The sequence below is a fragment of the Singulisphaera photorubra genome (assembly GCF_045290345.1).
Classification (GTDB): domain Bacteria; phylum Planctomycetota; class Planctomycetia; order Isosphaerales; family Isosphaeraceae; genus Singulisphaera.
In genome coordinates, this window is the sequence record NZ_CP155447.1 from 9893970 (window position 1) to 9912140 (window position 18171).

At 62.4% G+C, this 18171-nt stretch carries 16 protein-coding genes and 1 tRNA gene; 10 read left to right on the forward strand and 7 right to left on the reverse strand.

What is annotated here, in order from left to right; genetic code table 11:
• Positions 1-951 carry a histone deacetylase family protein gene (locus V5E97_RS36970; protein ID WP_406696544.1) on the reverse strand — a complete coding sequence of 317 codons (951 nt, stop codon included), beginning with the start codon at positions 949-951 and terminating at the stop codon, positions 1-3.
• Between the two features lie 176 nt (positions 952-1127).
• On the opposite strand from V5E97_RS36970, the gene V5E97_RS36975 reads away from it, so the two are divergent.
• The 9 genes from V5E97_RS36975 to V5E97_RS37015 all read left to right on the forward strand — a co-directional run bounded on the left by V5E97_RS36975 (position 1128) and on the right by V5E97_RS37015 (position 9666).
• A complete protein-coding gene (locus V5E97_RS36975; RefSeq protein ID WP_406696545.1) occupies positions 1128-2870 on the forward strand; it encodes an ArnT family glycosyltransferase in 1743 nt (580 codons plus the stop codon).
• A gap of 55 nt (positions 2871-2925) precedes the next feature.
• The gene (locus V5E97_RS36980) at positions 2926-4281 is read left to right on the forward strand and encodes a nicotinate phosphoribosyltransferase (protein ID WP_406696546.1); all 1356 of its coding nucleotides are present in this window, start codon (positions 2926-2928) and stop codon (positions 4279-4281) included.
• A gap of 264 nt (positions 4282-4545) precedes the next feature.
• Entirely contained in the window at positions 4546-5292 is a 747-nt protein-coding gene (locus tag V5E97_RS36985; RefSeq protein WP_406696547.1) for a ParA family protein, read from the forward strand.
• The gene (locus tag V5E97_RS36990; RefSeq protein ID WP_406696548.1) at positions 5285-6178 is read left to right on the forward strand and encodes a ParB/RepB/Spo0J family partition protein; all 894 of its coding nucleotides are present in this window, start codon (positions 5285-5287) and stop codon (positions 6176-6178) included. The genes V5E97_RS36985 and V5E97_RS36990 overlap by 8 nt, the downstream gene beginning before the upstream one ends.
• A gap of 590 nt (positions 6179-6768) precedes the next feature.
• Positions 6769-7467 (forward strand): hypothetical protein, encoded by a 699-nt coding sequence (locus tag V5E97_RS36995; RefSeq protein WP_406696549.1) that lies wholly within the window; start codon positions 6769-6771, stop codon positions 7465-7467.
• 9 nt (positions 7468-7476) lie between these two features.
• The gene (locus tag V5E97_RS37000) at positions 7477-7926 is read left to right on the forward strand and encodes a response regulator (protein ID WP_406696550.1); all 450 of its coding nucleotides are present in this window, start codon (positions 7477-7479) and stop codon (positions 7924-7926) included.
• Between the two features lie 27 nt (positions 7927-7953).
• Positions 7954-8028 (forward strand) — tRNA-Pro (locus V5E97_RS37005).
• A gap of 59 nt (positions 8029-8087) precedes the next feature.
• Positions 8088-8786, forward strand: coding sequence for a ribose-5-phosphate isomerase RpiA (gene rpiA / locus V5E97_RS37010; protein ID WP_406696551.1), 699 nt, complete (start codon positions 8088-8090; stop codon positions 8784-8786).
• A gap of 577 nt (positions 8787-9363) precedes the next feature.
• Positions 9364-9666: a hypothetical protein gene (locus tag V5E97_RS37015; protein ID WP_406696552.1), complete on the forward strand. Its 303-nt coding sequence runs from the start codon at positions 9364-9366 to the stop codon at positions 9664-9666.
• An 808-nt stretch (positions 9667-10474) separates the two neighbouring features.
• Here the strand turns inward: V5E97_RS37015 and deoC are convergent.
• The 3 genes from deoC to rnc all read right to left on the reverse strand — a co-directional run bounded on the left by deoC (position 10475) and on the right by rnc (position 13373).
• A complete protein-coding gene (deoC, locus tag V5E97_RS37020; protein ID WP_406696553.1) occupies positions 10475-11158 on the reverse strand; it encodes a deoxyribose-phosphate aldolase in 684 nt (227 codons plus the stop codon).
• An 84-nt stretch (positions 11159-11242) separates the two neighbouring features.
• On the reverse strand, positions 11243-12520 hold the full coding sequence (locus V5E97_RS37025; RefSeq protein ID WP_406696554.1) for a hypothetical protein: 1278 nt from the start codon (positions 12518-12520) through the stop codon (positions 11243-11245).
• Between the two features lie 127 nt (positions 12521-12647).
• Entirely contained in the window at positions 12648-13373 is a 726-nt protein-coding gene (gene rnc, locus V5E97_RS37030; RefSeq protein WP_406696555.1) for a ribonuclease III, read from the reverse strand.
• A gap of 248 nt (positions 13374-13621) precedes the next feature.
• On the opposite strand from rnc, the gene V5E97_RS37035 reads away from it, so the two are divergent.
• Positions 13622-14191, forward strand: a complete 570-nt coding sequence (locus V5E97_RS37035) for an elongation factor P (RefSeq protein ID WP_406696556.1) — start codon at positions 13622-13624, stop codon at positions 14189-14191.
• 279 nt (positions 14192-14470) lie between these two features.
• Here the strand turns inward: V5E97_RS37035 and V5E97_RS37040 are convergent, their stop codons facing one another.
• The 3 genes from V5E97_RS37040 to V5E97_RS37050 all read right to left on the reverse strand — a co-directional run bounded on the left by V5E97_RS37040 (position 14471) and on the right by V5E97_RS37050 (position 18094).
• Complete coding sequence (locus V5E97_RS37040) at positions 14471-15016, reverse strand: methylated-DNA--[protein]-cysteine S-methyltransferase (protein ID WP_406696557.1); 546 nt, start codon at positions 15014-15016, stop codon at positions 14471-14473.
• A gap of 13 nt (positions 15017-15029) precedes the next feature.
• Positions 15030-15152 (reverse strand): Ada metal-binding domain-containing protein, encoded by a 123-nt coding sequence (locus V5E97_RS37045; RefSeq protein WP_406701276.1) that lies wholly within the window; start codon positions 15150-15152, stop codon positions 15030-15032.
• 191 nt (positions 15153-15343) lie between these two features.
• Entirely contained in the window at positions 15344-18094 is a 2751-nt protein-coding gene (locus V5E97_RS37050) for an MMPL family transporter (protein ID WP_406696558.1), read from the reverse strand.
• Between the last annotated feature and the right edge of the window lie 77 nt (positions 18095-18171).

Genomic DNA, 18171 nt, shown 5'->3' on the forward strand with positions numbered 1-18171 from the left:
TCATAGACTCTCCACCTGTCCCGCACCTAAACTTCGGAGGTGAACCTCGACGCATCCCGCAAGACGCGACACATTATATCCCCCTTCGAGGACACTCACGACCCGCCCCTCCGCATGGGTCTCGGCGACGTCGATGAGGTCACGAGTCAGGATGGCGAAGTCCTCCTCAACCAAACCCAGCCCGCCGACCGGATCCTCCTCGTGGGCGTCGAACCCTGCGCTGATCAGCACGAGCTCGGGGCGGACCCGATCCGCGATCGAATCCAGCCCGGCCCGGAATGCCGCGTGGAAGTCGGCACGCGAAACATTGGCGGGCAGGGGGATGTTCCGTGTGAGACCGAGGCCCCGCCCGGTTCCGGTTTCATCCGCCGCGCCAGTGCCTGGATAAAACGGGAAGCGATGAATCGAGAGATAGGCGACTGAGGGATCGTCGTAGAACATCTCCTGCGTGCCGTTGCCGTGATGCACATCGAAATCGACGATCAGTACCCGGTGCATCCCGAGCCGGTGGATCGCATCGGCCGCGGCGACTGCGACATTTCCGTAGAGGCAGAAGCCCATCGCCTCGTCCGGTCGGGCGTGGTGCCCCGGAGGCCGCACCAGGCAAAGGGCACGTTTTCCTGGCCCTTCGACGACGGCGGAAACCGCCTCGAGGCAAGCCCCGGCCGCGAGTAGAGCCGCGTGGTTCGACCCCGACGAGAGCCAGGTATCCTGCTCGATCGATCCCCCGCCCCTCGCCTCGAATTCGGCAAGGTGCTTCAGGTAACCGGGAGTGTGGACCCTCAACAGTTCCTCACGAGTCGCTTCGCGGATCGTCCCTTGCGGGCATGTCGCGAACAAGCCGGTTCGTTCGAGATGTCGCAGAATTGCCTTGAGTCGTTCCGGACGCTCGGGGTGTCCGGCAGGCGGAACGTGGTCGAGCATCCGCGGGTCGGTGAAGAGAGTGACCATTCGCGGAACCCCGGTGGCCATTGTTTTGGTTGAAAATCACCTCTGGTGAAGACCCCCCGAGGGTAAAGCTCGTCGGTGTCGACGTCAACCGGCAGAGTGGTTCCACGTGAAACGGGGCAAAGTTCCCAGCTCTGACGTGATGAGATCTGACCCGCTTTCGATTAAGATCGGCCCCCATGAGCCGCATCGAACCGTCGACCCGCCGTGAGTTGCTTGCCGTCTCGATCCTCACACTACTGGGGGCAGGGCTTCGGTTCTGGGGGTACGGGCGTCTCGGCCTGAATCACTTCGACGAGGGGATCTACGCCTTGTCGGGTCTCTGGTCGATGTCACCGCGAGGCCTTGCAGGACTCGACCCGCTGGTGATCGCCTACGCGCCCCCCGGATTTCCGTTCCTGGTGGGAGTCAGCGTGCTCGTTCTCGGAGTCGCCGACGTCTCGGCGATTTTCGCGTCGACCCTGTGCGGAGTCGCCACGATCCCAGCCGCGGCCTGGGTCGGACGCCGCACCTTTGGCGTCGGCGCGGGGGCCGCGTCCGCAGCTCTGGTCGCGCTCTCGATGCCGCATGTCGCCTTTTCCCGAAAGGCAATGACCGACGTCCCGTTCGGGCTCGCGTGGCTCATCGCGATCGGGCTAGGGGGGCGCTTCCTCGAGAAGCCCACCCTGGGTCGGGCGGTTGCTCTCGGACTCAGCGTAGGGACGGCTCAGCTCTTCAAGTACAACGGATGGCTCACCGGGGTGATCATCGCACTTGCCGCCCTGACTGGGCTGCTTTGCCATGTGGATCACCGGCGATCGTGGTTCTCAGCGAGTCGACTTCGATTCGGCCCGATTCACCTGAGTTTGCTCGCGGCCGGCGTCGCTCTAGTGGTCTACTGGCCCTGGTTTCAATTCGTCGAGCGACATGGTGGATACCGTGCCCTCGTGACGCATCACCAGAGTTACCTGGGGGGGATCGCCCGTTGGTTCCCCTACTTGAAGCAGCAGCAGGCACAACTCGTTGCACTCTCGGGCGGAGCCACCTGGGGCGCATTCACCTGGTCCGTGGCTTGGCTCTCCTGCGCCTGGTCGAGATACGGGAGGGGCTTGCTGTCCTCGAACTCGCGGCACTACTGGATTCAACTCGTCGCCGGACTTCTCGGAGGGGGGCTGGCGCTCGCGGCTCTGAGCAGCCTCCCCTGGTGGATCGGGATCGCTGCGGCTCCTTGGCTCCTAGCCTCGACAATCCCCGCGCATCGAATGCTCGGGAGCTGGTGGTTCCTCCTTTCGATCCTAACTCCGTTCTATCATCCGTACGCCCGCCTATGGCTCCCTTTGCACGCCGCCGGCTGGCTTCTTGTCGCCGGTCTGCTCCTCGCCTATCTTCAATCGGCATCCTTCGAGGAGGGCGATCGAAAGTTGGAGCGAAAGACGCCGCGATTCAAGCCATTGGGTCCCCTGCTCCCGATCCTCGTTTGTCTCGCGATTGGGTTCCTCTTCCAATTGAACACGGCCGCCCGTTCCTTCACATTGGCTCGTTTCTATCAGGAGACCTCGACGCTCAGGGGCTTGATCACCGACCTGCCCCATACCATCCGACCCGCTTCGGGCCGCGAGCCCGAGCTGGTCGTCCTTGGGCGGCGTCCGCTCGCGTACTATCTGCTGCTCCAAGGGCGGTACCCGTTCCGGCTCGTTGAAAGTCTGGATGACGTCGTCCAAAGTTCTGACGCCTGGGCGATCCTGGACGACGCCTTGTTCGACGGCGGGGTCCAGGCAGTTCTCCCCAGTGAGCTCAAGGCACGAGTAGTGGAAGTCCGCAATGAAGCACTCGACCCAGTGACCTTGCTGGACGTCTCGCCCGGGTCCGCATTCACCCGGAACGCGATTCGATCGAGCTCGATCCTGGTGCTGAAACCGTCCGGTCTTCCGAGCGGTGACTAGCGAGATGGCGTGAACCAACCCTCCCTGCTCCGCTCGCATTGAGAGGATCCCCCCCTTGTTCCCGGTCCCACCCGTCTCCCTCTGGCCAGCTCCCGAGTCGCTTGGACCGGTCACGGATCTCTACCAACTCACCATGATGGCGGGCTATGCCCAGGCGGGAAAGGACCGCGACCGAGCGACGTTCGAGATGTTCGTCCGTCGGCTCCCTGACGACCGTGCCTATCTCGTATTCGCGGGGCTGGAGCAGGCGATTGGCGACCTGTTGAGGTTGGCCTTCTCCGCGGAACAGATCGACGCGATTCGCCGACTCCCTGCCTTCTCCGCGATCAGCCCCTCGTTCTTCGAGTCGCTTCGATCCCTCCGGTTCGAGGGCGATGTGTGGGCGGCCCCAGAAGGATCGGTCGTTTTTGCGGGAGAGCCGCTGCTCCGGGTCGAGGCCAGCTTGCCGCAGGCGCAATGGGTGGAGACGTTCTTACTCGCCTCGATCGGCTACCCGACCCTGGTCGCGTCGAAAGCCGCGCGCCTGGTCGAGGCCGCCCAGGGCCGCCCTGTTTACGACTTCGGGAGCCGACGGGGTCACGGCCCCCATGCCGGCTTCCTCGCGGCGAGGGCGGCCTACATCGCGGGCTGCGCGGGGACGAGCCATGTTGAGGCGGCCACCCGGCTGGGGATCCCGTGTGTGGGCACGATGGCCCATTCCTGGGTCCAATCGTTTCCCACCGAGGTCGAGGCCTTTAAAGCCTTCGCCGCGATTATCCCGAACGCGTCGACACTGCTCGTGGATACCTACGACACCGAGCAAGGCGTTCGGCTTGCCGCGGCCATTGAACCCCCGATCCAAGGCATTCGGCTGGATAGCGGAGACCTTGCCACGCTGGCCTTCAAGGCAAGAGCCATCCTCGACGCCGCAGACCGAGCTTCGGTCAAAATCATCGGCAGCGGCGACCTGAATGAAGCAGCGATCGCCCGGTTGGTCGCGCAGGGTGCGCCGTTCGATTCCTTCGGGGTCGGCACCGACTTGATCACAAGTCGGGATGCGCCCTCTCTCTCCATTGTCTACAAGCTCGTGGAGCTCAACGGGGAAGGCAAGATCAAGTGGAGTCCCGGCAAGAAGACCTACCCGATGACAAAGCAGGTCTATCGATTCCATGACGCGTCGGGGCGAATCTCGTGCGACCGTGTGACGAAGGCGGATGAAGAGTCCGCGGGAGAACCGCTGCTCGTTCCGATCGTTCGGTCGGGCAAACTCGTCAGTCCGCTTCCCCGCCTCGATGCGATTCGCGACTACTGTCGCCTCCAAATCGCCTCGCTCCCCGACATCCTCCGCGGTCACGACGCCCAGGCAGTTTATCCGCTCGCGTATAGCTTCGCGCTGGAGGCAGAGGCGGAACGGCTCGTTCCTCGGGCTTGAACCTGAAGTCGTCCTCAAGCACTCGACACCCGCGTTCTCGGGGGTCGAGTTCCGCACAGCGACCGAGAACAAATCCAGGCCGGTTACCGCTTCAAATCTTGAGCTTTACACCCTTTCCCGCCCCGGATACGATCCGCGACGACCGGAGCCTCACAGCCCTGGTCAAACACTTCAGCGGGCAGGGACGCCCGATCCCGGCACGGCCATTCGTCCGTCCGTCGGTCGGCCCTTGCGCGATCGAAACCGGACGGAGATTGCCCAGCCGTGGCCAAGATCATCAGCGTGGCCAACCAGAAGGGGGGGGTCGGCAAAACGACCACCGCGATCAACCTCGCCGCGGGCCTCGCGAAGGCAGGCCGATCCGCGCTAGTGATCGACGTCGATCCCCAGTGCAACGCGACCAGCGGACTCGGTGTTGAGCCCGCCCAGCGTCATCCCTTGCTCGCCGGCCGACCCCTGGCTGAGTCGGTCGTCGAGACGTCGCAGCCGAAGCTCTTCGTCCTTCCGGGATCACAGAGCCTGGCCGATGCGGATGCGCTTTCGGCCTCGAATCGCCAGCGGGCCTCGACACTCCGCCAGCAACTCAATGGGGAGTTGAGCGGATACGACTTCGTGTTCCTGGACTGTCCCCCCTCGCTGGGCCAGCTCACCCGTGCCGCGCTGGGAGCCTCAGCCGAGGTCTACATCCCGATCCAGTGCGAATACTTCGCGATGGAGGGACTCTCACAAATCATCGATCTCGCACGACAGACCAAGGCCAAGGACAATCACCGGCTCGAGATTGGCGGGATCGTCTTGACGATGTACGACCCCGCGCTCGATCTCGCCAACGAGGTCGCCGAGGAAGTCCGCGGCTACTTTGATGAGACCGTCTTCGACACTCTCATCCCCCGCGACGTTTATATCAGCGAAGCGCCGAGTCACGGCGTCAGCGTACTCGATTATTCCCCGAGAGCCCGGGGCGCCTGGGCCTACGCCGAACTTGCCATGGAGGTCATCGACCGTGAATAAGCGACGACTCGGACGCGGCTTGGAGTCACTCCTGGGTCGCGATGAAGGGGGCTTCGACCCCGGTTCCGGCGACCCCACCGACCTGACTTTTGTCGCGATCAATCTGATCGATCCCAATCCGTTTCAGCCGCGACGGCAGTTCGACCCGGCCGAGATCGCCGCGCTGGCCGACTCGCTCCGCCAACATGGAATGCTCCAGCCGGTACTCGTCCGCGCCGTCAATGACCGCTACCAACTGGTCGCGGGCGAACGCCGTCTCCGGGCGAGCATCGAGGCCCAGCTCCACGAAATCCCCGCCCGAGTCATGGAGCTCGATGACCAGCGGGTCAGCGAACTCGCCATGGTTGAGAACCTCCAGCGCGAGGACCTGAACGCGCTGGAAAAGGCGGTCGCCTTCCGCGACTACCTCAGCAACTATGGCGGCACGCAGGAGGAGCTCGCCAGCCGGCTCGGGCTCGATCGGTCCACGGTCTCAAACCTGATCCGCCTCCTCGACCTCCCGGAAGAGATCCAGGACGCGGTCCGCAACAAGAAAATCTCCCAGGGACACGCTCGCGCCATCCTCGGCCTGCCGACTGCTGACAGCCAGATCGGCGCATTCCAGCGTATCATCGCGGAGAATCTTTCGGTCCGACAGACCGAGGCCCTCGTCGCGACCGGGGAGCCGACTCCGGCTCGAACCCGGATCCGCAAGGATCCCGCGGAGCAGGGGGTAACCTCTGGCGGCGGAAAGACCCCGCATGTGCTCGAGCTCGAGAAGCACCTCCATACCCGGTTCGGCACTCCGGTCCTCATTCGCGTGAAGAGTCGCGACCGGGGACAGATCGTGATCGACTTCAATTCTCAAGAAGAATTCGATCGCGTTACCACCCTGATTCGCGGGTAAAACCTGACCGACTCGACCCTAGTTCCGACTCCCATCCCGACAGGCGCGAGAACCCCACCCAACGTGGTTCTCGCGTCTGTCGTCGTTGAGACAAGCCTCGAGCACCGCCCCCCTGGCTGGGTCGATGCTCGTCCCAATCCGGCCGTCCACTGTCGGATCCCCCTCCTCCTCTCCTCAGACTTGCCGCCTCCCGCCCACCCGTCTGAAATCGTCGGGACCCACCGAGCGACCCAACGACTCACGTCGGGATTTGTCCGAGGAGCTCCGACGAGCGAGCCAGCCGACCAGGGATCGCAATCGACAACCCGGCTTCCCATTTCTACCGGCGCACCACCGAAAGGAGAATCCAAAGTGTCGGAGCGTGAAATCGCAGGGATCCGCGAATTTTCGTCGAATGGCATAAATTAACCATGGGGAACCGCCCAAGTTGCTGGCCGGGGGAATTGCCCCCGATGGCATTCTGTTTGCGATTTAGTCCAACTCACGATTCCTTCCTCTCTCCGTGTGTTTCATCCTTTTGGCCCGGCGAGGCGGCCTGGTCCTGTTCGTTCGGCGAAGAGGCCCGAAACGCATCCGAGATGGATATTCAGATGGCTCAGGCAATGCAGGAAGACGACCTGGCGTGTTCTTTGATTGGGGTCGCATCGAGCCCCACCAAAGTCCGCGCCTTACACGAGATCCTTGGAGGGTTCTGCCACCAGTGCCGGAACACTCTCAACTCACTCAAGCTGAGTCTGTATCTGACCAAGCGCGATACGACCCACGAGGCGTCCCCACTCTGGGGAGAACTTGATCAACGCTACAAGGAAGTGGAGCTCATCTTCGATCGGCTCCAGGCCGTTTGCCGACCGATGACGCTGACTCCCATCAAGGCCTCTCTGTCGCTCATCATGAACGATCTGGGACCCGCTTGGATTTCAGCCATGGCAGAGCGCGACCGGTCGCTCCACTTGATTCCTCCCGGAACATCCGACGTCGGCGACTTTGATCCGATTCGACTTCCTGATTGTCTCAACACGTTCGTACTCTGGCGCGCCGAGGTAGGCGAGCAAGGTCAGCCGGCCCAGTTAGGTTGGGGGATCCATGAAAATCAGTTTGTGATCGAGTGGGACGAACCGTCGTCTCTCGGCATTGGTGATTCCGCGGTCGATCCCGCTCGGTCCGATCCACTGGCCTTGCCTCTCCTGGCGCGAGTCCTGTCCGCGCACGGGGGAACGATGACTCTCGAATACCACGATGGCTTGCACCTCAGGGCGACCTGGCCTTTGAACGTTCGTCCTACCTTGTGAGTGACTACCATGCCGAGAGTTGCACCGAGAATCACCACCACTTCACGAGTGGGCGGAGCGAGGCCGTACGTCCTCCTGGTGGATGACCATGAACCAAGTCTGCGTCAGCTCCACCAAGTGGTGAAGGGGGCAGGGCATCCATGCGTGGTTGCCTCCTCGGGTGCACTGGCACTCTCCCAATGCGACGTGCGCCGGCCCCAGGTGATCGTGACCGATCTCTCGATGCCGAACCTCGATGGCCGGGCACTGGCGCACTGGATCAGTGCCCGCTACCCCTCTGTCCCCCTAATTTTGATGACGGGAGAGGTGCTCGACTCCCCCACGCTCGACTCGATGCGCCGCACGTTTACCGCGGTCTTTCGCAAGCCGATTGACCCCGAGCGGTTCCTCAAATGCCTCGATCGGCTAATGCCTTCTGAAAGGTTTCTCGAGCCGACCTTGACCTACCTGCCCGATTGATCGTAACATGCCGTGGTCCAAACGATTCGGGGCGTAGCGCAGCCTGGTTAGCGCGCCTGCCTTGGGAGCAGGAGGTCACCAGTTCGAATCTGGTCGCCCCGATTCATTTTTGAGATTTCTCTCTCCGGACACGGCCTGGATTCGTGGGGCAAGTCGACGTCATGAGCGTGAGCGATCCCGCGAAGTACCAGGCAGCTCTGACCGCGGCCGCTCTGGTTCAGAGTGGGATGGTTGTGGGACTGGGCTCCGGAACGACCGCCAGCCTCACGATCGCTCTACTTGGCGATCGACTCAAGGCCGAAGGCCTGGATTTCGTCGGTGTTCCCACGAGTGCCGCGACCGCGGAGTTGGCTCGCTCCTTGGCGATCCCGCTTCGTGAGCTCGACGAGGTAGAGGACCTTGACCTCAACCTCGATGGAGCCGACGAGGTTGACTCCCAGTTCCGCATGATCAAGGGACGGGGTGGGGCCCTGCTACGCGAGAAGATCGTTGTCTCCACCGCGAGACGTAAAGTCACGATCATCACGGCGGAAAAGCGGGTTGAACGGCTCGGCGCGACGATGCCACTCCCCGTTGAGGTCAGCCTCTTCGGCCTGAAGCATACGCAGGTTAAGCTCGCTGACCTGGGGGCTCGAACGTCGATTCGGACTCAAAGTGACGGCACCTTGTTTCTCACCGATGGTGGGAACGGAATCATCGACTGCCGATTCGCGGTGAGCGACGATCCTGAGAGTCTCGACCTCCAACTTCGTCGGATTGCCGGTGTTCTCGATACCGGCTTCTTCTTCGGCCTGTGCGACCTCCTGATCGTCGGGCACGCGGATTGGGTCGAACGGGTCGAAGCCCCGCATCGGCGCTGAACGCCATCGGTGAGGGTGACTTTGAGCTCGAGCTCGAGTGGCTGAAGCCACACCGAACTGGGGCTTCCCCTGGCGTCTGAGACCTCGCCCCTCCACAGCGACGAGGCGGGTTCGCAGAAGTGTGGATGGCCCCGAGTGGCGAAATCAATCGGGTCGGCAGTACCGCACCACCAACGAGTTGGCAAATGTTCGCGGGATCGAACGCGTTGCGAAGTAGGCTCGTAGACACCGGAACCTGAACTCGCAGGCTTCGATCCTCGAGTTGATCTGGAATCTCGTTCCGCCGGAGCCCAAGTGGGAATCCTGGCAGTCACCGCATCTTTGGCGAAGAGGTTCGATAGCTTGGAGACGCGGCGCAACCAGAGCTTCCACCAATGCGTCTGAGCCGCGTTCGACCGATCCCTCCGCCGTGACGCGCCTGGCTCTCCGTCCGGGCGAAAGCGAATTGCTCAGCCCGGCCCCAAACGCCACACCCGGGCATCGGTTGCACCCGAGCAACCGCGCGAGAACCTCGAGGTCAAGCCGACGAACAGCCGTCCGTCGTGGTGCTGCGCATCGCAGCGAAGCTCCCAAACTGATGCGATATCGGATCGCCGAGATCCCACCGGTCCGGCCCGAGGTCGAGGAGTACCGACTCCACCGGATGACCAATTGCCACGTTGGGGCGACCAATTGCGCGGCCCCTCCAGGGGGCGTTCCGACCGGTCCCATCGGCCTGCGTCTGCGGGCGATCCTCACCAAGTTTGCTGGCTCCCACCGCCTGGCCGTTCGGCCGATCCAGCGTTTGGCATCCGACCTGTTCGTGCTGGACAACTTGCTGGGCACGATCCCCAAGCTGAAGCGGCAAGTCACTCACGCCTTGGATCCGGTCATCGCTTAGTTGACCTCTGGGGTGATCGTCGCGCAACGTCGGCTCTCATGGATGGGCCATTGAGGTGCGAGGCGAACGCGAAGCCATAGCAATGCGTCGGTCAGACCGAGGACCTGGCGGCCGTTGCGATCGCCGATCGTCGTGACTCCGATGTGGTCCGGGCGATCGTACGTGCCGGCATGGCGAAGTTCGTCATCAGCGACCGGATCCCAGCAATGAATGGATCGAGCAACTCGAAGATCGCTGGCCACACTACCGTAGAGAGATTTCCAGGTGATGATCGATCACCATGACGAGGGATCGGCATTCGGCTCGGAGCTACTGAGGTTGTCGAGCAACTTATCGTCCGCGGGGCGGAGCGCACGTGGTAAGCGACGAGTCCTCGGCGTCGAGCGGTCAGACCGGTCAAACGCAAAAACTCGTGTCGAATCGCTACCACGGGCATCAAGGTCGTCCGGGCGATGCGAATCGATTGCGACCCGACGGTTATCTGCTCCCAGAGACTTTGAATCCGGTGAGCCGGACCTGAGATTCCAACCGCTCAGGTTTGGCAGAGCAGGGCAGGGGCGAGACGGTTGAAGGCCTTGCAATGTGAGGGCGTGCGAGCGCGGGACTCGTTTCACGTGAAACCGGTCGGGTCGATAATCCTTGGTGACCAACCCGAACTTGCCGACACCGGTCCGATGCGACTCTTTGATTCCACGTGAAACCTTCTGGTGGGTCCGGCGAGTCGATGAGGCTCAACGTTCGGGTAGGAGCCGAGCCAGACGTCGGGCGGCCCGATCGACCGAAATTCAGAACGCGCCGGAGGCAACAGTTAGCGAGCCAATCGCAGGGTGAGCTCGTCGAGGATCTCTGCGGTCTTGCTGGCACCAATTCGATCACAGCCAAGTTTGGCAACCGCGATCGCGGCGTCGAGATCGCGAATTCCGCCGGCGGCCTTCAACTTCACGTGCGATGGCGCCGCCTTCCTCATCAAGATCAGGTCAGCGTGCGAGGCTCCGCCGGTCCCGTAGCCCGTGGAAGTCTTCACGTAATCGGCTCCCACCTCGCCACAGATCTGGCAGAGGCGAATCTTCTGCTCGTCGGTGAGATAGCAATTCTCGAAGATCACTTTCAGGATCGCACCGCCATTGTGCGCCGTGGTTGTGATCGCCTCGATCTCCGCCCGGACTTGATCCCAGCGGCCTTCGATCGCATGGCCGATGTTGATCACCATATCGAGCTCGGTCGCACCGTCGGCGATAGCCCGTTCGGACTCGAACACTTTCACCGAAGTCGCATGTCCTCCGTGCGGGAAGCCGATCGTCGTCCCAACGAGCACACCGGAGCCTCGGAGAATTTCTGAGGCTTGAGCCACCGCAAACGGCTTGATGCAAACGCTGGCAACCTGATATCGCGCAGCGACTCGACATCCCTCTTCGAGTTCGACCTCCGTCAACGTCGGGCCGAGAAGTGAGTGATCGATCCGCTTGGCGATCGCTTCGTAAGTAAATTCCATGTTCAACCGGCTCCAGAGCAGGGCAGAGGTGCGGCGCAAATTCTCTGCTGAGAGGAGAACGTCCTCGCGTTAGTCGGAGTCGTCTCAACGGACGGGGAAGAGCGACCGCCGGGTTTCCTTGGTCCTCGAGCCACCGGCGATCGGTCGCTTCGTGCCAAGGTTCGGTCGGAACATCATCAGCAGGACGAGGGGTAAATAAAGCAGGACCATCGTCCCCCCCTCCTCCAGATACCAGAACTGGCTCGCGATGAGCGAGGCGGATGACAACGCGATCAGCTCGCCCAGGTTCTTCTCGGCGGGCCAGAGCGAAGTGACGATCACCAGCGCCAGGTACGCGATCAAAACGGGAAGCCGATAGCTCGCGTCGATTCCTGACCAGAAGCTCCCATACTGCGGCGGTTCCATACCAGGCAAGAGGCCGGCCTCAGCGAGACTTCGGGCCCCCAGTGCGCGAGCCCAACGAGCCAACCCAGGAATGAATGCGCCCAGAAGCGCGCAGACCGAGATGACTCCCAGGCTCACGGAAGTGAAGCGGATCCATCCTCGGCTGCGATAGAAACCAGCCCAGAGCGGCACCAGCCCGAGACAGGCAGGCATCCAACCGGCCGCCAGGCCGATGAGCAACCCCACGATTGCGGGTCTGGTGTAGACCGCGAGGGCAGTCACGATGAGTGCGGCGGGAACGACCTGGCCACTATCAACGAGGGCGATTCTGGTGTAGGGGGAGAGCAGGTAACAGGTGGCGACGGCAAGTCCGGCGATCGGTCGCTCGAAATGTCTCCAACCGACGACGATCAAACCGGCAACCAGGCCGAGGTGTGCCAGACTGGCGAGGACCCGCGAGAGGATGACTTGCGGCGGATTTGGTTTCAGGGCGCCGAGGAGCGGCGCGTTCATGAGCATTTTGTTGACGGTCGAATTGGCGTCTCGCGCTCCGGGGGGAGGCGACGTATCGCGTCCGCTGGGGGCCGCCGGGTTCCGCGCTTCTCCTTCATCGACGGGCAAGCTAATCGTTTCGGCGACCAGAAGCGAGAGCATCCCGACCGACAGGCAGGCGAGCCCTGCCACGTTGAGGTTGGGCTCGAGGAGTGGGCGACGGGTGAGCCCAAGGTCGACGAAGCAGCGAACCAGCCAGGCCGCGGAGCCGAGGAACAGCCAGAGGAAGGCGATCCAGGGCTGCCGGTCCCCGTTCCCGACGAGCCGCATCATGCCGGGTGAGAGCGCGAAGAGGAGCAGGAGATCGAGGTTCCGCACGCTCCAAATTCGGCTGAATTTAAAGAAGAGCGTGATACAGCCGAAGAGCGTCAGAAAGAGCCAGATTTCGGGCCCGACTCCAAGGTCGAGAACCAGCGAACCGGTCACGGGATCCTCTCTCCGCGAATAGCAGTCAAGAAGTGCCGAGACAGCCCCTCGGCAAGCCTCCGACGTCTGAGATCGTACGCTTCACTCGCACAGGTCGCAAGTCCGCAAGAATCGACAGCGGAGCGACTCAGTCCGACTCGAAGGGAACCGCCTCTCCCGAGAGTTGACTGAGGGCGTTCATCGCGGCTCGTTGCTCGGCGTCCTTCTTATTGCGGCCCCAGGCCGGCGCGTATCGTTCACGGCCGATCTGGGCGGAAATCTTGAAGCACTTCGAGTGGTCTGGGCCCTTCTCGTCAAGCAGTAGGTAGGTCGGCGTTTCGCCGAACTGGCGTTGGGCAACCTGCTGCAGGTTGCTCTTGTAGTTGATGCCCCCTTGGCCATCGACCGTCGCGTCGATCTCCGCCTCGATGTGCCGGACGATGAAACGCTTGGCCGACTCCATGCCGCCATCAAGATAGATCGCGCCGATCAAGCTCTCGAACACGTCGGCCAGGGCAGAGGAGGGGGTCTCGTCCTGCCCTCCCATCCCTTTGCCAAGGACGAGAAAGTCCTCGAGCCCGAGCTTCTGGGAAATCTTGGCGCAAGTGCGTCGCGACACGACGACCGACTTGATGCGCGTCAGCTCCCCTTCGAGGTACTCGGGGAACTTGAGAAAGAGTTGTTCACAGACGATCGCACCAAGAATCGCGTCGCCGAGGAATTCGAGTCGTTCGTTCGACACCAGCCGGTGGTCGGCTCCTGACGCGTGCGTCAGGGCCTCACGGAGATAGGTGGGATCTTTGAACGAGTAGTTGAGCACGTCCTGGCAGTGCTCGAGTTGTGTCGCTTCATCTCGTTCAGTCGAATCGGGCATAGCCGCACCAAGTTGGCGCTTACAGAGTTGCGTTTCAGTGAGCTAAGCTATCTCTGGGTGGGCTTCGTGTCAACTGCGTGGTCGGTGGGCCAAACGGGGATCGCGAGTTCCGTCACGCCGCCTTCGGTTGGCTTTGACCGTCGCGACTGACTCCCGTATGATGGGATGAATCGACAGGTCCATACAGTTCTGCGTTTTTTCACCGAAGCCCACGTCGCCTGTTCGACGGGGCTGGAGGATCGGCCGCCGTGGTTCCCGCCAAAGATTTCAAACGACGGATGGTGGTCGAGATCGACGGCTCGCCTCACATGATCGAGCAGATCCAGGTTCAGACCCCCTCGGCGAGGGGTGCGGCCACGCTCTACAAGATCAAAGCGCGCAACCTCAAGACGAAGTCGCGCGTCGAGAAAGCCTACCGAGGGACTGACGCCCTCAACGAGTCGAGTTTCGAACGCCGTCCGGTTCAGTTCCTCTACCGTGACCCTGATGGCTGTCACTTCATGGACTCGGCGGATTTCAATCAGTTTTCGTTCTCGGTCGACGATCTTCGCGATCAACTGCCGTACATGACCGAGAACATGGAAGGTGTCGAGTCGCTCGTCGTCGACGACGAAGTGATCGCCGTCGAACTCCCCGACACCGTCGATCTACTGATCGCCGAGACGGCCCCGGGTGTCCGGGGAAACTCCGCCACGGGACGAACCAAGCCTGCCACACTCGCTACCGGCCACGTCATTCAGGTGCCGGAGCACCTCGAGCAAGGCGTCACGGTGCGGGTCGATACCCGGACCGGCGAGTACCTCGGCCGGGCGAACTGAACCGGATTGTCGAGAGACAGGTGGCCCGCCAGGTTGGAATTCAGCATCCGGGCCACCTGGCTGGAAGTCTGATTCGCGAGGGATAGGGCAGGGGATCGGCCGATGCAATTCGGCCGGTTGTTCCTCCTGATCCGCGACCTGCCTACCTGGATCAGGTCATCGTCCGGGATCAACTATGACGCTGAACCTCGGCCTGTCGGATCTCCCGACAGGCGGGCCCCAGGATTGATTTCCCGACTGGAGCCCTCGTACTCGGGAAGCGCGGAGCCAGACGGTTCATTACTCGCGCTCGAGATCGAGTAGGGCCTGCTTCCTCTCAAGCCCCCAACCGTAGCCACCGAGGGATCCCCCCGATGCGACGACCCGGTGGCAAGGGACGAGCAGTGAGACGGGATTAATGCCACAGGCCGCACCGACCGCTCGCGCGGCCCCGGGGTGACCGATCGCCTTCGCCACCTCTCCGTACGATTGAGTCTGTCCCCTTGGAATCCCGCGGAGCGACTCCCACACGCGCCTTTGAAATGGCGTTCCGCTCGACATGTCGATCGACAGGTCCCTGCAATCGTCTTCGCCGTACAGGAAGGCGGTTACGCGAGCAAAGAGTCCGCTGACCGCGGCCTGATCCTCGACAAGCTCGGCCCCCGGGTAATGGTGGCGAAGTCGCTCCATCGCATGGAGCGCTCCTCCGTCGAGGAGAACAAATAAACCGCAGATCCCCTCTTGAGAGATCCCAATCAGAATTGACCCCAGCGGTGACGGACCGATCCCGTGACGAATCGTTCCTCCCGAGACACTCGCGTTGGGTCGTCCGCCCCGGCTTTTCATTGGCCTAAATCCTCTACACGTCGGGGCCGCACTGTTTGCATGGTCGGAACCCACCAACCCTCGCGACTGAAGCGCTCTCGAAGCGGATCCAATTCTCGGCGTTAGGAGCCCGACCGGGCGGCGATGGGGACGGCAGGAAATCCGGATCGTCCGAACGCCGACCACCAGACCCGAATCAATGACTCGGGTCGAGTCGACCGCACTGACCCGTGACGATCCGACCTGACAAGATGTGCACAGCCGCGCGGCGGGTCAACTCCGGTTCGATCCGCACGGGGGCAGTGCAGGGGACCTGCTGGCCGATCGCTCGATCTCCCGAAAGGGAGCTCAGTCGCCCACATGAACGTACTGTCCGACGGGCCCCAGGGTCGCCCGCTGGTCGGACCTCACGTTTCTTGCCAATCGTAAGCGGCTCAACAGCCAGTGGCCGCAGGGGACCAGTATCGGTCGAACGAGCACGGCGTCGAGCGTGATCCCAACGACGAGCGCGAAGCCGAGCTGACGAAGCGAACCCAGCGGGCTACTCAAAAACGATGCAAAACTGCACGCGGTGATCGCCGCGGCCGAGGTAATCAGGCCCCCCGTCTTCGCGATCGCTTGAACGATCCCCGCTCGCAACCCGAGCCGTGATGACTCTTCACGGACCCGGTCCATCAGGAACACGTTGTAGTCCACGCCCACGGCGACCAGTAGTACGAACAAGAAGTAGGGCACCTTCCAGTCGAGCCCCTCGGCACCGAGAAGGGTGACGAACACCAGGTGACTGGCCCCGAGCGCAAACATGTAGGTCAGGATCATCGTGGCGACCAGGTTAAGACACGCCAGCGGGTCGCGCAGGGCCACAAGCAAAACGAGGAAGACTCCGATCGGTACCACGAACCAGCTCTGAATCTGGTCGGACCGGGTCAGAGCGCGAATGTCCGCCGACTCGGCGTTGGCGCCGCCAATCGTGGCCTTGACCTTCATTCCCTCGACCTCGCCAAGAAAGTCATTGAGACGTTGGCGAAGCGTCTGAACCTGGTCCATGGCCCCCGCCGAGAAGACGCGGTCAGCCTGGACCAAGTCGATCCGGGCGCGACGACCGCTCTTGGTGATATAGGCGGAGAAACTCTTTCCCAGGTCAGGGTTGTCACGCAGCGTCTGGGCGTCGATTAAGAGCCGATCGAGTGCGCGACGCCCGACCGGATCGGCCAGAATTGACGAGACTTCACGGTGGGCGCGGGCCGCACCTTCTTCGATCTGCGCTGCCCCCTCGGCGGCTCGGCTGAGGTCACGGAGCATCGACTGACGTGGCTGTTCGGGCTTGAGGGCCCCATTGGGCAATGGGCTTATCTTCTCAGGCTCGGTCGTAGGCTTCCGAGCCGACCAAGGACTCGACCCCACGAAGGCGGCCGAAGCTTGCCTGAACCCTTGTGAGAGGAGGTTCCCGGCGTTTGTGGGAGCGGGATTGACCCCACCCAACGAGGAAGCGGTCGAGGCTTCATTCATCAGTTTCAGGCCGGTTGTCCGCTCCAACCAGAGCGCTGCCTGTATCTTCGCCGCTCCTTCGATCAGGCCTTTGCGGAGCTCGCCGGCCCCCGAGGCCATGCGAACAAATCCCTCATTGACCTCGCCAAGCCGCGAGGCCAGCCGCGCCCGCGCCAAAGTCTCCGTACGCCCCAACGGCTGAGTGGCCGATCGCACTTCGACGAGTCTGCGTTGCAGGGTGAGAAAACGACTGACATCGTCGATCAGCGCCAGGCCTTCCGAACTCCGGAGATCGGCGTCGGACTCGAGAACCACGGTCAAGGGGGCCATCATCCCCGGTTCAAACTTCTCGGCGATCAGCCGCAAGCACTGGACCGATCGGGTCTGTTCGGGCAGTTCGGTCATGAGGTCTTGGACGAAATCCGCGCGAAGGCTCAAGAGCGCCAGAGGGGTCATGAAGAGGAGGGCCAGGCCCCAACTCAGCAGCGGCCGAGCCATTGCCAACCGACCGAGCTTTTCCCAGACACCCGACGAAGGCGCCGTCAGTCCGCTGAACGAGCGCGGCCGTAGCCCCGCCAGCAGGACGAGCAGGGCAGGGGTCAAGGTCAGGGTCGCCATCAGCGTCAGGACGAGACCGATCGCAACGCTCGGCCCGGTACTCGAAAACAACTTGAAGTGGGTTGTCCCCATCAGGGAGAGACCGACGATGACCGTCCCTGCGCTGGTCAACAGAGCGAGCGAAGAACTCTCGAGGGTCGCCTGCATTGCACCCCGGGGATTGTCCGGGTTGAAATGTTCGCCGAATCGCCACGAGATAAAGAGACAGAAGTCCGTCCCGGTACCGAACAAGATCGCCACCAGAAAGAGCTCGACCAGGGGGGAAATCTCCCAACCGAACTGAGTCATCCACGCCAGAATCCCGCGCGTGATCACCAAGCTGAGCCCGATCGTGACCAGTGGAACCAGGGCAAGCCAGATGGATCGGTAAACCGCCAGCAAGACCACAAACAGGAGGAAAACGGTGACGAGAGCGGCGCGGTCGAGGGAGGTCTGGACGCTCGCCATGTAGTCGCGCCCAAGTACTGCGTCGCCACTCCAGAGGATCTCGAGTCCGTTGGGCGTAGAGAGCGACGGGCTGGCCGCGGTTGCCTGCAGCCAGGCGACAGCCTCCTGAGTGCGCGGAGCCACAAACGCGAGACGCATTGGAACCGCCACCAGTTCCAGCGACTTGTCCCGGCTCAAAAGGCGATCGGCCACCTCGGGTTGAGAGTCGGGCCCAAGAACTCGGAGGATCTCGCGGGGCCGCGACGGGGCCGCAAACTTCTTAGCCAGTTGGCTTGCGTACTCGCGATCGGAATCGGTCAGACCCCCAGGGCGGTGGAAACCGACAATCGCCATCGACTCGTAGCCTTGGTCGGGCCAAACCTTGGCCACGACCTGGGCCACCTTCAAACTTTCAGAATCCCGACCAAGCAGCTTCGCTTGCCCCTCGGCAGCCAATTTCGTCAGGTTCGGCGCAAACAGGCCGATGACAATCGCCGCCGCAAACCAACCGCTGACCACCCATCCAGGACGCCGGCATGCCAATCTTCGCCAGAAATCCAGGTTCATTAACCGATGCTCCCGTTTCGAGGCCCCTCCCATCCCCTGGAATTGAAGGACCCTCAATAAAAATTCAAACTTGGTTT

Excerpts from the sequence above, each read along its gene's own strand:
- V5E97_RS36995 (WP_406696549.1), top strand. The coding sequence starts at position 6,769 with ATGGCTCAGGCAATGCAGGAAGACGACCTGGCGTGTTCTTTGATTGGG.
- V5E97_RS37040 (WP_406696557.1), bottom strand. The coding sequence starts at position 15,016 with ATGAAAAGCCGGGGCGGACGACCCAACGCGAGTGTCTCGGGAGGAACG.
- V5E97_RS37015 (WP_406696552.1), top strand. The coding sequence starts at position 9,364 with ATGCGATATCGGATCGCCGAGATCCCACCGGTCCGGCCCGAGGTCGAG.
- rpiA (WP_406696551.1), top strand. The coding sequence starts at position 8,088 with ATGAGCGTGAGCGATCCCGCGAAGTACCAGGCAGCTCTGACCGCGGCC.
- rnc (WP_406696555.1), bottom strand. The coding sequence starts at position 13,373 with ATGCCCGATTCGACTGAACGAGATGAAGCGACACAACTCGAGCACTGC.
- V5E97_RS36975 (WP_406696545.1), top strand. The coding sequence starts at position 1,128 with ATGAGCCGCATCGAACCGTCGACCCGCCGTGAGTTGCTTGCCGTCTCG.
- V5E97_RS36970 (WP_406696544.1), bottom strand. The coding sequence starts at position 951 with ATGGTCACTCTCTTCACCGACCCGCGGATGCTCGACCACGTTCCGCCT.
- deoC (WP_406696553.1), bottom strand. The coding sequence starts at position 11,158 with ATGGAATTTACTTACGAAGCGATCGCCAAGCGGATCGATCACTCACTT.
- V5E97_RS37000 (WP_406696550.1), top strand. The coding sequence starts at position 7,477 with ATGCCGAGAGTTGCACCGAGAATCACCACCACTTCACGAGTGGGCGGA.
- V5E97_RS37050 (WP_406696558.1), bottom strand. The coding sequence starts at position 18,094 with ATGAACCTGGATTTCTGGCGAAGATTGGCATGCCGGCGTCCTGGATGG.